The sequence below is a fragment of the Mycolicibacterium palauense genome, assembly GCF_002592005.1.
GTDB classification, from domain to species: Bacteria; Actinomycetota; Actinomycetes; order Mycobacteriales; family Mycobacteriaceae; genus Mycobacterium; species Mycobacterium palauense.
This window is the reverse complement of record NZ_NVQF01000030.1, coordinates 50,413-64,163: the sequence shown is the minus strand read 5'-3', so window position 1 is coordinate 64,163 and position 13,751 is coordinate 50,413. Positions and strand designations below refer to the sequence as shown.

Genomic DNA, 13,751 nt, shown 5'->3' with positions numbered 1-13,751 from the left:
GGTACTGGTTGGCATGCTCGAGCTCACGCACACTCGGGCGGACCTCCCGATCGACAAACAAGCGCACGGTCTCGACCAGCAGGGTCTCTTCCTCGCTGAGCTCACACGACATACCCCGCACCCTACCTCTTAATTTATTTTACTTTAGATTAGGTTCCGTACGATATGTCTCCGTCCGCCGGTTCGTGCCGAGGGCTGCCGATCTCGCTTGCTGCGCAAGCGCTACCGCGCAGGCCACCCACGGTCGGACCGAGGTTGCGGCCGCCGGAGCCGGGGGGCGGTGCGGGCTAAGCCTCCGTGGTCGTTCCCAAGCGACCGTAGATGGCGGCTGACCAGATGTCGTAGAGGATCTCGGCGGCGGCATGCTCGGAGGGCAGGCCCGGATCCAGACCGAGAGACGAAATGTAGAAGGTTCGTTCGCCGCCCCAGATCAATGCCGCGGCAAGCTCGCGACTGTCACGGCCGGGCGGCGCCAGCCCGGCCTTTCGCTGCTGGTCGATGCCACGCTGCAGCGCAACGATCAATCGTTGCATCGCCTCACGCCACATGTCCTGCAGCTCCGGGGTTCCGTGCCAGCGTTCGGCCACGGCTTTCAACACGGCGCGATGGCGGGACCAAACACGTGCCCCCGCAAGCAAACTCTCATGCAGGCCGGCTCGGGGATCATCGCCGCCGGTGAGCCACGTATGCACCGCCGTGAAGTGCTCATCGACAACACGAGCCAGCAGCGCCGCGACGACGGCCTCTTTCGACTGGAAGTAGAAGTAGAAGCTCGCGCGCGAAACACTCGCGACCTCCAGGATCCGGTGCACCCGAATGTCGTGCAACGACTCGCCGTCGCGGGAAACGACACCACTCGCAACACGATCACCTTCTCCGCGCTCGCGCTGCAGCAGTTCCCGGAGCAGCGGGCGGTGTTGGCATCCGATTTCGACGCCACGATCGACGTGGCAGTTGAAGAGTTTCTGCGGTGGGCGACTCCGGTGATGACGTTTCGACGGACGGCAACGCGCGACACCGAGCTGGGCGGTCAGCAGATCACCGCCGGCGACTGGCTGCTGCTGATCTACTCCTCCGGCAACCGGGACGAGAGAGCGTTCGATGACCCGCATGTGTTCGACGTACGACGCACACCGAACCCGCATATGGCATTCGGCGGGGGCGGGCCGCACTTCTGCATGGGTGCATTCCTTGCCCGGATGCAGTTGAAATCGATCTTCCGCGAGCTCATCGTCCGTGCGCCGGGGCTGCGTCTGGGCGAACCGAGTTACCTCGCCGGCAATTTCGTGCGCGCCGTCAAGTCGCTGCCCTACTCGCTGGGGTGAGCGGCCGGACGGTGTATCCGAGGCCGGCTCGAAGCGCGCCTGATACTCCGGTGTCTTTCGAATACCGCCGACGGACTCGCCAGACCGTATTAATATAGTGAACGTCATATTTTCGGGCGAACGGAGATTGTGTGGACGTCAGCGGCTTGCGCTGCATCGTCACCGGAGCGGCATCCGGTATCGGCGAGCAGGTGGCACGGGAACTCACCGAAAGAGGTGGCACGGTCGTGAGTCTCGACCGCCGGGAGCCCAGCGCCCCGGTGGCAGACCACCTCGACGTCGATCTCGCGGAGAAGTCGAGCATTGATGCGGTAGTGACACGTCTCGGCGCGAACTGGGATGCGCTGATCAACGTTGCCGGTATTCCCGGGACCGCGCCCGACGAAGCGGTGTTCAGGGTGAACTTCCTGGGCTTGCGCCACCTGACCGAGTCGATGTTGCCGCACCTGAACACGGGCGGATCGGTCGTCAATGTTTCGTCTACGGCCGGGCTGGAATGGGCGGCGCGGCTGGAGCTGATCACCGAGTTGCTGGCGACCAAGACATTCGACGACGGGCTGCGCTGGTTCACCGCCAACCGTCCGGACGTGAGTGCCTACAACTTCTCCAAAGAAGCGGTTACGGTGTACACCCATGCCAACGGCGGGCGGGTCAGCCGGGAGTTCGGTCTCCGGATGAACGCGGTCCTGCCCGGAGTGGTGGACACTCCGATCCTGGCCGACTTCGAACGCAGTATGGGCAAGGAAATCCTGGATGGAGTCAAAGAGTTCGTGGGCCGCCACGCCAAGCCCGGCGATGTCGCTCCCGCCGCCGTGTTCCTCGCCTCCCGTGACGCGGGCTGGATCAATGGGTCGGCCGTGACTGTCGATGGCGGCATCACCGGCGCGGTGATGACGGGTGTGGTCCCGATGCCCGACCGGTAGTCTGATCCGGCAGGCAGCTTGCTGCCGACGGCGACCGCGGGGACGCGACGGGAGGCAGTGTCATCGCAAAACGAGGAAAGATGACGCGTGGCGTCGGCAGGCCCCCCGGCAGTTCGGATGGGTCCGGCCGCGATCGACTCCTTGATGTGGCTCGAGCAGAATTCGGCCGCAGTGGTTTTGCCGCGACGTCGGTCGACGACCTGGCGCGGACGGCCGGTGTGACGACGCCAACCCTCTACCACCATTTCGGCAACAAGACCGGCTTGTTCGTGGCGGTCGGCCAGGACACCTACCAGCGGATCCTGGGGCACTTCGCCGAAGCGGCGCCGCCCGGCACCCCCTTCACACAGGCCTTCCCGGCTCTGTTGAAGCAATCGGTCGACCTGATGCACGTCGACAGATCGCTGGCGATGATGACCTCGACACTGCAGTTCGAGCTCCGTCGCGACCCTGAACTCGCTGCCCTGCTGAGACCGAGCCTGCTGGAATTCAGGGCTTTCTTCGATGTTCTCGCCGACTCCGCCCCGGCAAGTCTGCGCGCTGCACCCCTCACCGGACGAGATCTCAGTAGGCTCCTCGTCGCCCTGATCACCGGACTGGGTAACGAAGGCCTCCTGCTCTCAGGCAGTGAGCCACAGGCCTTTCCGCTTCTCATCGAGGCAATGCTGGCCATGATGCGAACCGCAATCGACGTGTGACCCGCTCACGACCGCAGTAGTCCCCGACCGCAACAGTTCGCACGCCGGCACACCGGGGGTGTCTCGCGCCGGCGCACCCTAGACAATCTAGGGATCACTATATTAGTGTTGTGCATCACCCACTGACGTGATCGGTGGCGGTCGTTCTGGCCGTCGTACCGATGAACTCCGCGAAGGCAATACGTGCAAACCAGCTTGTTTCCCAGATTCTTTCGGAGGACCGACCCCTCCGATATCGCCGTCACGATGGACGATGGATCCCGGGCGCTGACATTCGGGGAACTCGACGAGCGTTCGCTTTGGCTTGCGGGCGTCCTCGACGAGGCGGGCTTGCGGGAGGGGGATGTGGTCGCGCTGCTCAGCGACAACGACCCACGCGCCTTCGAGGTTTACTGGGCAGCGATCAGATCGGGGCTCTACGTCACCGCGATCAACCACCACCTCACGCCGCACGAGATCGCCTACATCGTCAACGACTCCGGGGCCAAAGCGGTCATTGCGTCCTCGGCATGTGGAACCTCGGCCGCCGCGATCATCGATCTGACGCCGGTGGTGTCGTTGCGGATGGCGTTCAACGCGCCGGTATCCGGCCACCGCGACGTGGATGCGGCCACGGCGGGAACGGGCGAGATCAATCTGGGCCGGCGCCGGCGGGGGGTCCCGATGCTCTACTCCTCGGGGACCACGGGACGTCCCAAGGGGGTGAAGCCGCCGCTTCCCGAAGCGCCGGCTCTCGAATCCGACGACGTACTCGTCCCGTTGGCCGCCACGACACCGTTCGATATCGACTCCGACACGGTGTATCTGTCGCCCGCCCCGATCTACCATGCGGCACCGCTGCGATGGTGCGCTGCCGTTCAGGCGCTCGGTGGAACCGTCGTATTGATGAAGAAGTTCGACGCCCGGGAAGCGCTCGCCGCGATCGAATCGCGCCGGGTGACGCACGCGCAGTTCGTACCGACGATGTTCGTACGGATGTTGAAGCTTGACGGGCAGGTGCGCGCCGATTACGACTGCTCGACATTGCGCGTCGCGATTCACGCCGCAGCCCCGTGTCCGGTCGAAGTGAAGCGCTTGATGATCGACTGGTGGGGACCGAAGCTCATCGAGTACTACGGGGGTACGGAGGGAAACGGCATCACCGCGATCTCCAGTCATGAATGGCGAGACAAGCCCGGCTCGGTCGGCCGGGCCATCATGGGCACACCGCACATCTGTGACGAGCATGGAAATGAATTACCGACGGGCCGAACCGGATTGGTCTATTTCGAAAGGGAGTCCATCGCCTTCGAGTATCACAACGATCCGGATCGCACTCGGCAGGCGCAGCATCCACGGCAACCGCTCTGGACGACCATCGGCGACATCGGATACCTCGACGAGGAGGGCTTCCTGTATCTCACCGACCGCCAGTCGTTCACCATCATCTCCGGGGGAGTGAATATCTACCCTCAGGAGATCGAGAACGCGCTGACACTGCATCCGGCGTTGACCGACGTCGCGGTGATCGGAGTCCCGGACCCCGAAATGGGTGAACGCGTATGGGCGGTGGTCCAACCCGCACCCGGCGCCGTTGCCGGAGACGACCTCGCCCGGGAACTCATGGACTTCGCCAGGTCTCAGTTGGCGGGTTTCAAGGTGCCTCGACATGTCGAGTTCCTTGACGAACTCCCCCGCACCCCCACCGGCAAACTCGTCAAGCATGAGCTCAAGCGGCGGTACGCCGCGGTGAACTCACGATCCGTGACTCCGGAGTGTCCCTGATGACCAGTACTGCATCGATATCCCACACGTTCTTCGACATTCCCAAGACGGTGGCCGATCTGCGCGGGGTCTACGACTCCGAGCGCACCCGCCCGGTCGAATGGCGTCGATCCCAGCTACGCGCCCTCGAGCGCATGATGCGTGAGAACGAAGCGGCCATCACCGACGCGGTCGCCGCAGATCTCGGCCGGCCGCGCAGCGATGTGTACATCACCGACATCGCCCCGGTGGTGGCGGAGGCATCCTTCGCCTACAAGCGCGTCCACCGGTGGATGCGGACGCGCTACACCGGACTGCCGGCAAGCGCTATGCCCGGAATCGCCAGGTATGTGTATGAGCCGCTCGGTGTCGTCCTGGTGATCGGGCCATGGAACTACCCGTTCTATCTCACGGTCGGCCCGCTGGTGGCGGCCCTGGCGGCCGGGAACTGCGTGGCGATCAAGCCATCCGAGCATGCGCCGCGCTCGTCACGGCTGCTGGTCGAGCTCGTCGGCAAATATCTCGACAACGACGCGGTCACGGTCGTCGAAGGTGGCCCCGACGTCACGCAGGAACTGATCGACGAGGGTGTCGACCACGTGTTCTTCACCGGCGGCACGGAGGTGGGCCGACTGATCATGCAGGCCGCGGCACGGCACCTGACGCCGGTAACCCTGGAGCTGGGGGGCAAAAGTCCCGTCGTCGTCATGCCCGATGCCGACCTCGAGGTCGCTGCGCGGCGTATCGCGTGGATGAAGTTCATCAATTCCGGACAGACCTGCGTGGCCCCCGACTACGTCCTTGCCCACCGCGAGGTGCGCGACGCGCTGGTGGAGCGCATCATCGAGACCATTCCGAAGTTTCGCCAGGGAGAACCGTCCGATCTGAAGATCGTCAATTCGCGCCAGTTCGAGCGGCTCCGGGGTGCGCTCGAGGCGAGTGGTGGAACGGTGGTGTGCGGTGGTCGCGCGGATGCCGACCGCGTCCGCATGGAGCCGACGGTGGTCCTCGACCCGGAGCGTGATTCCCCGCTGATGACCGACGAGATCTTCGGGCCCATCCTGCCGGTGTGCACCATCGACGACCTCGATGGCGCGATCCGCCACATCAAGCGTGGGCCCAAGCCGCTGGCAATGTCGATGTTCGGCGGCTCCGCCCGCGACCGCAGAAGAATCGAACGCAGTACGAGTTCGGGTGGCATCGTGTTCAATCACGTCGCCATGCACTGTCTCGTGCCGCAGCTGCCATTTGGCGGGGTGGGAGCCAGTGGTATCGGCTCCTACCACGGGAAGTGGGGGTTCGAGCAGCTCAGCCATCGAAAAGCTCTGCTGCACAAGCCGACCTGGCCCGACCCGGCCATCATGTATCCGCCGTACACCGACAAGAAGCTGGCGCTCTTTCGCCGCTTCCTCTGAGCGAAGTCAACGAATCACAGGGAAAGACAGGGAAGGACGGCATGACAGCGCCTGTCAAGATCGATCTGCTCAGTTCGGCAAGCTACGCCAACGGACACCCACTCGATCAATATGACTTCATTCGCAACCAGCCCGGTCTCTTCTGGCACGACGAGGAAGACGGGCCGGGCTTCTGGGTCGCCACACGGCATCGGGACATCGAGTTCGTCTCCAGAGCGACCAAGGAGTTCACGTCCACCAATGGGATCACCATGTGGGATATGGACGAGGCATTCCTCGCTGCCGGCCGTCAGATGATGCTGTTCATGGACCCGCCGCAGCACTCCCGCTACCGCAAGCTCGTCTCTGCCGGTTTCACGCCCCGGTCGATCGCGCGGTTCAGCAGCAGGGTGCAGGCGATCGTGTCGGAGATCATCGACGACGTGGCTCAGCGGGATACCTTCTGCTTCATGGAAGACCTGGTGGGAAAGCTGCCGCTGTACTTCATGTCGGACCTGCTCGGCTTCTCCCGGCAAGACGCGGTCCGGTTGTATGCGGATATGGCCACTACCGCGGCGGCGCCCGACGTGGTGACCGATGAGGAGCGGGCCGCGGCGTTCGGCTCGATCATCGAGTTCGCGATGGGGCTGGCCGCGCAGAAGCGGGCGAACCCGGCCGATGATCTTTCCTCGCTCCTGGTGTCGGCAGAGGTGGACGGCACCACCCTGAGCGACGCCGAATTCGCGACGTTCGTGTGGTTGCTGGTAGACGCGGGCAGCGACACCACGCGCAATGGTGCGGGCGCCGCGCTCATACAGTTCTTTGAATCGCCCGATCAGTGGCAGCGTCTGCAGTCCGATCTCGACGCCAGGGTCGGCGGCGCGGTTGAGGAGATTCTGCGTATCGCCTCTCCGGTGGTGCACCAGCGTCGCACGGCAGTCGCTCCGGTGGAGGTTGCCGGTCAACCGATCGAGCCTGGACAGAAGGTCGTCCTGCTGTTCGGCGCGGCCAACCACGATCCGGAGCGCTTCGATGACCCGCGTCGCTTCGACATCACCCGTGACCCGAATCCACACGTCGCCTTCGGAGGCGGAGGGCCGCACTACTGTCTGGGTGCCCAGCTCGCGCGCCTTCAGTTGTCCACGTTCATCCGGGCTCTGGTCACCAGGATGCCCCGTCTCGAGCCGGACGGTGAGGTCACCTGGCTGGCCTCGAATTACATCACCGGCCCGGCTCATCTGCCGGTCCGGGTCGTCGGCAGGTGAGTCACCAGCCGGAGGCGTTCGTCGAACGCCGGGGGCGCACGGGTGTCGTGTGGCTGAATCGGCCCGACGCATTGAACGCCTTCACGGTGAACATGCTGGGCGAGATCCGCGCCGCAGTAGCCGATCTTAGTGCGGATCCGGAGATCGTCGGCATCGTGATCAGCGGTCGGGGTCGCGGATTCTGCGCGGGATTCGACACGGCGGCCCTGGCCGCCCTGGCCGGCGGCGAGGGAGAGGCGACGGTGCCGAGCATGCCGGGTGATCCGGCCGGCGTGTTCTCCTACCTGATCGCGGCTGACAAACCGGTCGTTGCCGCCGTCGATGGTCCCGCCGCCGGTGGCGGCTTCGTCCTCGCCCTCATGTGCGATCTGCGCGTTGCGAGTGAAACCGCCGTTTTCGCACCGGTGTTTGCCGGTGTGGGACTCGTGGCGGAGCATGGCACCGCATGGGTACTGCCCCGCCTTGTCGGGACCGCCACAGCGCTTCGCATGCTGTGGTCGAACGATCGGATGTCGGCGAGGGAGGCCCGTGAAGTCGGCCTCGTCGATGAGCTGGTTCCTGCCGGTTCGAGCCCGGTGGATGCGGCGGTCGACTACCTCAATGGCCTGGCTGAATCGGTATCGCCGGCCTCGCTGCGGGACACGAAGCGCCTGGTCTACCGCGGCTGGGCGGCGGCCTTCCGGGAAGCGTTGGACGAGGTGGATCCCGTGCAGAACGCTTCGGTGCTGCGGCCCGATGTCACCGAAGGGCTGCGAGCCAGGGCGCAGCGGCGTGCGCCGGTCTTCGACGGTGTGGACGGGTCAGACACGGGAGTACAGGCACCTCGGGTCTGAGCCGGTCTCGTCGATCGGCCGGCTCAGTGTCGCCGGTCGGTGAAACACGACGGGTCGAAGGACGCCAGGTGGTGGCGCGTCTCGATCCGCGAAAACTCGGCGAGCGAGCTGTTTTCGGCGGTCAGATAGTGAGCCTTCAGTTTTCGGACCGCTTCTGGCGAGTATCGGTCCAGTTGCTCGATCAGCCGACGAATCGCGGCGTCGTACTCGGAGGCCGCGAAGACCTCGTCGACCAAACCGATCGCCCGCGCCTCGTCCGCGGAGATGGGCCCGGGGAGGAAGCTGAGCCGACGAGCCCGCGCGGGGCCGATCAGCCGCGGCAGGGTCCACGGGAGGCACATGTCACCGGCAATGCCGAGACCCAGGAAGGCCGTGTTGAATCGAGCGGTCTGCTTCGCGAACCGTAGGTCGCACGCCGCGGCAAACCCGAGGCCGGCTCCTGCGCACCCTCCGTTGATGGCGGCGACGGTGAGTTGTGGCTGGTCGTGTAGGAGGGCAGGAACCTGGAATGTGGTCTCGGCATGTGCGGGGAGGTCCTCCAGGCGCGACCCGGGCTCCCGATTCACGACCGCGTCGATGTCCGCTCCAGGGCAGAACCAGTCGCCGTCGCCGGTGATGACGACGACGCTGAGATCCTCACGCGTGCGCCATCGGGTCAGGGCCGCGTGCGTCTCGTCGATCATCTGCGGTGTCATCCCATTGCGGCGGTCGGGCCGATAGAACGTCAGCCATCCGACATGACCGGCCTCGCGCAGCTGAATCGTCCTGGTGGTCATCGCCCGGTCTCCGGTTCTGCTGAGGTGAATGCGACGCCGCACAGCTCGAAGGGCGCAATCGCAGCGCCAGCGCGGCCTCGAAGGTGTACCTCCGTGATTCCCGGGGAGGAGACTTCAATGGTGGAACTGCCCAGGGTGAGTCGAGAACCCTCGGCGCCGAGACCGAAGGTGCCCGACAGGGCCGATGCGACCCGTTCGGGGCGCGAGACCGGTAGGACGACACCGCAGACCCCGGCGGTGCGGCACTCCACCACCGGCTCGTGTGCACCGACCGGTGGCCACCCCTCGTCGCCCTCGACCGCGTCCATCGAGATCAGGACTCCGACGTCGGCCGGGTGCAGTTGAATCGATGACCAGGCGCCGTCACTCAATTCAGCGATGATTCGGATGCCCTCGCGGACAACCCGATCGCGGTGCTGGGCCAGGGGTGGCGCGACCTGGGTGATGAGCATGTAGAGCCCCGGCCCGGTGGTGGTCAGCCGGCGCGCTGCACTGCAGTCGGTGTCGATCGGCGTCACCAATTCCAGATAGCTGGTGCCCATTGCGAGGACCGCGTTACGCAGGCCGTATCGCGCTATGTCCGGGTCTCGATGCACGACGCGCGTTCCCAACGCCTCTTCGGCGATCTCGGTGTCCTTCTCCAGATCGTCGCTCAACAGCGCGACCTGGCGAATCCCGATCACGGGAACCCGCCGTCGACGGGCAGCACGGCACCGGTGATGAACGACGCTGCGGAGGACGCGAGGAACAGTGCCGCGCCGGTGATCTCATTGGGTGCGCCGGCCCGCCCGAGATAGACCGTGCGCTTCAGGTAGTCCCGGATCTCGTCCGTCCAGTGTTCGGAGATGTCGGTCAGGAAGGGCCCGCACTGCAGCGCGTTGACCCGGACCGCGGGCCCGTATGCCTCGGCCATCCCGTGGGTCATGACGTTCAGGCCCGCCTTGGCGATGGCGTAGGGAAGGGCCCGTGGGGTTGGGCGCACGGCTTCGATCGAACTGATGTTGAGGATCGAACCACCCTCACCGGCCAGCATCCGGTCGGCGATGAGCGCGGCCAGTCGAAACGGCCCCTTGACGTTCACCGCCAGCGTCTTGTCCCAAAGTTGTTCGGACACCGCGGTCAACGACGGGTATAGCGGTGACAACCCGGCGTTGTTGATCAGCACGTCAACCCGGCCGAACTCGTCGTAGCACGTCTGCGTCAGGCGCTCGCACGCATCCCAGTCGCTGACGTTGAACTCGGCCCCCAGAGCACGGACACCGTGTTGCGCCGTCAGCCGGGAAGCCACTGCCTCACAGTTCTCCACCTTGCGGCTCGCGACGACAACCGACGAACCGGCTTGGGCGAAACCCTCCGCCATGCAAAGCCCGAGGCCGCGGCTGCCACCGGTGATGACGACGACCTTTCCGGCGAGGTCCGTCGAGTGCTCGAGTGTTGTCATTGTGCTCCAGACGATGGGGACCGTTTATTCCAGATTAAAGCTAACTGACTTAAATGTGAATGACCAGAGGGGGGAGCGGATCGCCGGACCGGCCCGGCGGCGCGGTTAGCTCAGCTGTCGGGTGGACAGTCGCCGATCAATCGAGGAGGAATTGTCTGGTGGCCGTGCTCAACGGAGCCTGTAGGAGTGCGGTCATGAGATCGATGAGGTGACAGGAGAACAGTTGGTGGTCGGACGCGTCGGTTCTGGCCGCGCGGCGGCCCACCTCGATATACGCGAAGCGCATGGCGGCGAAGCGTCGGTGCAGGGGCGGGCCGACGGTCCCGGCCGGCAGGTACGGTTCCATCAGCAGGCCCAGCCGTTCGATGCTTCGTTGCCGGTCGTAGGCCAGCCCGGCCGCGGGCTCGTCCGGTTGGATCGTCCGCTGCACCCTGTTCGCCAACTGGGCCGCGATCTGGAGAAATTCGGGCCCGCCGTCCGGGTCGGCGAACTTGGCGACCAACGGCATCACGAATGCCGAACTCAGGTCGCGCAGTGAGTAGTCACCGGTGGCCTCCAGGTGGTCCAGGAGTGCGTGCCGACGCTCGGACACCGCGACGTTGTGCTTGTCCACCACGGCGCGAAGCAGGCCGTCGCGTCCGCCGAAGTGGTACTGCAGCGCGGTGTTGTTTCGTTGGCCCGCGAGTCTGCTGAGTTCGCGCAGGGACACCGCGTCGATACCGCGGGCGGCGAACTCGGTCTCCGCGGCGCGGATCATCGCGCGGGGAGTCTCGCCGCGCGCCCGCCGCGGCGGAGCGGCGTCGCCCTCGGGCACTGCGGAACCTCTGCTCATCGGATGCTCATCTCATGCTCACCGGATACCCACCGCGCGCTCAGCGAAGTTTGCCAATGACCCGATCGAGCCTACTGCAACACGCCCCTTGCCATCGCTTCAACAGGATGATTATGTTGTTCAACTGTCTTAAAGAATGACGAGAGGGTCGAAAATGGCATGGGATTTCGAGACCGATCCAGAATTCCAGCGCAAGCTCGACTGGATGGACGGCTTCGTGCGCGACGAGATCGAGCCGCTGGAACTGCTGCTGGGGGACCCCTTCGACCGTTCGGATCATCGGTCGCAATCGGCGGCCCAACCGCTGGTCGACCAGGTCAAAGAGCAGGGTCTGTGGGCATGTCACCTGGGCCCCGAGTTGGGCGGTCAGGGCTATGGGCAGGTCAAGTTGGCGCTGATGAACGAAATCCTCGGGCGGTCGCGCTGGGCGCCGAGCATCTTCGGCTGCCAAGCGCCGGACTCCGGGAACGCAGAGATCCTGGCCCACTTCGGCAGCGATGAGCAGAAGGAGCGCTACCTGCGACCGCTGCTCGATGGGCTGATCAGCTCGGCGTTCTCCATGACCGAACCCGCGGCCGGAGCCGATCCGCTGTTGTTCACCACGCGAGCCGATCGCACATCCGATGGATGGATTCTCAACGGCGAGAAATGGTTCGTCTCGAACGCCTCGGTTTCGGCCTTTCACATCGTGATGGCGGTGACGGACCCGGACGCCGAACCGCACCGGCGGATGTCCATGTTCGTCGTGCCGGCCGACACCCCGGGCGTGCAGGTGGTGCGCGACGTGCACACCCTGTCGGGACATGGAACCGAAGGGGACCATCACAGCACGCATGCGTTTCTGCGTTACTCCGACGTGCAGCTGCCCGAGTCCGCGCTCCTCGGAGAACGCGGGTCGGCGTTCGCAATCGCCCAGACCCGGCTCGGCGGCGGACGCGTCCACCACGCGATGCGCACCATCGGAATGCTGCGTGCGGCTTTCGACATGATGTGTGAGCGCGCGGTGTCGCGCCGGGCGGGCGGCGGGACGCTGGCGGACCTTCAGATGACCAAGGAGAAGGTCGCCGACAGCTGGATCGAGATCGAACAGTTCAGGTTGCTCGTGCTCCGCACCGCATGGCTGATCGACAAGCATCGGGACTACCGCATGGTCCGCAAGGACATTGCCGCAGTGAAGGCGATCATGCCGAAGGTCCTCCATGACGTGGTGCAAAGGGCACTGCATCTCCATGGTGCACTGGGTATTTCCACCGAGATGCCGTTCTCTGCGATGCTCCTGACGGCCGAGGTGATGGGTACCGCCGACGGCCCGACCGAGGTGCACAAGCTCACCCTCGGCAAGGCAGTGCTGAAGAACTATCAACCCGCTCCGGGCGTCTTTCCCACGGCTCATCTGCCCACTCGGCGGGAAGCCGCCGTCGCGCGGTTCGCCGATCGCATCGAGGCACTGGTGCTCAGCGACAGTCCGGACTCCGCCGTCGAGAGCGTTCGTTGATGTGGGGCATCGGGATCAGCGACGACGCGTTGGCCGATTGGCTGCGGGAGCGCGGCATCGACGGAGACGTGGTGACCGATGCCCGAATTCTGACCGGTGGCACTCAGAACCGGCTTGTACGTTTCACTTTCGGAGGTCGGAACCTCGTTCTGCGGCGTCCCCCCGACCAGGCTCGCGACCACAGCAGTGCGGTGAATCTGCGAGAAGCGCGAATCCTCGAGGCTCTCAGTTCCTCCACCGTTCCGCATCCCCGGTTGGTCGCCGCCAACGACGACATTGCACGCTTTGGCACGGCGTTCTACGTCACCGACGAGGTCGACGGGTTCTGTCCGGCAGCAGGTATGCCGGAACCGCATCGGTCCACGCCGCACCTACGTCGAGAGATGGGCTTGGAGGCAGCCCGGGTGGCCGCGACGCTGTCGACCGTCGACATCGATGAATTGAATCTGGGCGATCTGGGGTCGCGTGCGGATTACCTTCAGCGCCAGGTCGAACGGACGGCGGCGCGAATGGAGCGGGTGCGCATTTCACCAAGCTACCGGGGCGAGCTCGCGGTCGATCCCCTCATCGAATGGCTGTACGCAAACGTGCCGCAGCGGTGGGTCGCGGGTCTCAGGCACGGCGACCTCCACCTCGGCAACATGATGTTCTCGCGTCAGGACGGCTCTCTGGCCGCACTGATCGACTGGGAGCAGGCGACCATGGGCGATCCACTGATGGACCTCGGCTGGCTGCTGGTGACCTGGCCGGGGCCCGGGCGGGTGAACACTCCCACACTGGTGATCGAGCCCTGGGATGGATTCCCGACCGCCGACGAACTCGTCGGCGAGTACGCGCAGCACAGTGACCGCGGAGTCGACGACCTGCCGTGGTTCGAGGTCATCGCCGGCATCCAACTCGCGGTCCTTCTCGAGGGAACCTACCTGCGTTCGCTGGAAGGCAAGGTGCCGAAGCCGCTCGGTATGGAGATGCACCGCACGGCGGAGAAGCTGGTCGACTTCGTCGGCCGGCGCGCCGGGTAGGCCA

At 65.2% G+C, this 13,751-nt stretch carries 14 protein-coding genes and 1 pseudogene; 9 read left to right on the top strand and 6 right to left on the bottom strand.

The window, feature by feature from the left end; all coding sequences use genetic code 11:
* Together CSR00_RS31265 and CSR00_RS31260 are read right to left on the bottom strand one after the other, a co-directional pair.
* The coding region (locus CSR00_RS31265) for an acyl-CoA dehydrogenase family protein (RefSeq protein ID WP_141564358.1) at positions 1–112 on the bottom strand (112 nt) is incomplete at its 3' end.
* A 175-nt stretch (positions 113–287) separates the two neighbouring features.
* The gene (locus CSR00_RS31260; RefSeq protein WP_245906005.1) at positions 288–812 is read right to left on the bottom strand and encodes a TetR/AcrR family transcriptional regulator; all 525 of its coding nucleotides are present in this window, start codon (positions 810–812) and stop codon (positions 288–290) included.
* A gap of 18 nt (positions 813–830) precedes the next feature.
* Here CSR00_RS31260 and CSR00_RS31255 point away from each other — a divergent pair.
* From CSR00_RS31255 to CSR00_RS14145, 7 genes and pseudogenes are all read left to right on the top strand, one after another.
* Positions 831–1,325: pseudogene (locus CSR00_RS31255) on the top strand (cytochrome P450); the annotation flags it as partial.
* 131 nt (positions 1,326–1,456) lie between these two features.
* Entirely contained in the window at positions 1,457–2,248 is a 792-nt protein-coding gene (locus CSR00_RS14170; protein WP_099023045.1) for a coniferyl-alcohol dehydrogenase, read from the top strand.
* 80 nt (positions 2,249–2,328) lie between these two features.
* The gene (locus CSR00_RS14165) at positions 2,329–2,946 is read left to right on the top strand and encodes a TetR/AcrR family transcriptional regulator (RefSeq protein WP_099023044.1); all 618 of its coding nucleotides are present in this window, start codon (positions 2,329–2,331) and stop codon (positions 2,944–2,946) included.
* A gap of 195 nt (positions 2,947–3,141) precedes the next feature.
* The gene (locus tag CSR00_RS14160; RefSeq protein ID WP_407662442.1) at positions 3,142–4,710 is read left to right on the top strand and encodes an acyl-CoA synthetase; all 1,569 of its coding nucleotides are present in this window, start codon (positions 3,142–3,144) and stop codon (positions 4,708–4,710) included.
* Positions 4,710–6,104, top strand: a complete 1,395-nt coding sequence (locus CSR00_RS14155) for an aldehyde dehydrogenase family protein (protein WP_099023052.1) — start codon at positions 4,710–4,712, stop codon at positions 6,102–6,104. Before CSR00_RS14160 ends, CSR00_RS14155 begins: the two co-directional genes overlap by 1 nt.
* Before the next feature lie 41 nt (positions 6,105–6,145).
* The gene (locus CSR00_RS14150; protein ID WP_099023042.1) at positions 6,146–7,348 is read left to right on the top strand and encodes a cytochrome P450; all 1,203 of its coding nucleotides are present in this window, start codon (positions 6,146–6,148) and stop codon (positions 7,346–7,348) included.
* Positions 7,345–8,181, top strand: coding sequence for an enoyl-CoA hydratase/isomerase family protein (locus tag CSR00_RS14145; RefSeq protein ID WP_176562055.1), 837 nt, complete (start codon positions 7,345–7,347; stop codon positions 8,179–8,181). The genes CSR00_RS14150 and CSR00_RS14145 overlap by 4 nt, the downstream gene beginning before the upstream one ends.
* A 23-nt stretch (positions 8,182–8,204) precedes the next feature.
* Here CSR00_RS14145 and CSR00_RS14140 read toward each other — a convergent pair whose 3' ends face one another.
* The 4 genes from CSR00_RS14140 to CSR00_RS14125 all read right to left on the bottom strand — a co-directional run bounded on the left by CSR00_RS14140 (position 8,205) and on the right by CSR00_RS14125 (position 11,230).
* Positions 8,205–8,957, bottom strand: a complete 753-nt coding sequence (locus CSR00_RS14140) for an enoyl-CoA hydratase/isomerase family protein (RefSeq protein ID WP_099023040.1) — start codon at positions 8,955–8,957, stop codon at positions 8,205–8,207.
* Positions 8,954–9,640 carry a VOC family protein gene (locus tag CSR00_RS14135; RefSeq protein ID WP_099023039.1) on the bottom strand — a complete coding sequence of 229 codons (687 nt, stop codon included), beginning with the start codon at positions 9,638–9,640 and terminating at the stop codon, positions 8,954–8,956. The genes CSR00_RS14140 and CSR00_RS14135 overlap by 4 nt, the downstream gene beginning before the upstream one ends.
* Positions 9,637–10,398: an SDR family NAD(P)-dependent oxidoreductase gene (locus CSR00_RS14130; RefSeq protein WP_099023038.1), complete on the bottom strand. Its 762-nt coding sequence runs from the start codon at positions 10,396–10,398 to the stop codon at positions 9,637–9,639. Before CSR00_RS14130 ends, CSR00_RS14135 begins: the two co-directional genes overlap by 4 nt.
* Before the next feature lie 136 nt (positions 10,399–10,534).
* Positions 10,535–11,230, bottom strand: coding sequence for a TetR/AcrR family transcriptional regulator (locus CSR00_RS14125; RefSeq protein ID WP_218014485.1), 696 nt, complete (start codon positions 11,228–11,230; stop codon positions 10,535–10,537).
* A gap of 154 nt (positions 11,231–11,384) precedes the next feature.
* On the opposite strand from CSR00_RS14125, the gene CSR00_RS14120 reads away from it, so the two are divergent.
* Together CSR00_RS14120 and CSR00_RS14115 are read left to right on the top strand one after the other, a co-directional pair.
* Entirely contained in the window at positions 11,385–12,725 is a 1,341-nt protein-coding gene (locus CSR00_RS14120) for an acyl-CoA dehydrogenase family protein (protein ID WP_099023037.1), read from the top strand.
* Complete coding sequence (locus CSR00_RS14115) at positions 12,725–13,747, top strand: phosphotransferase family protein (protein ID WP_099023036.1); 1,023 nt, start codon at positions 12,725–12,727, stop codon at positions 13,745–13,747. The genes CSR00_RS14120 and CSR00_RS14115 overlap by 1 nt, the downstream gene beginning before the upstream one ends.
* The last annotated feature ends 4 nt before the right edge of the window (positions 13,748–13,751 follow it).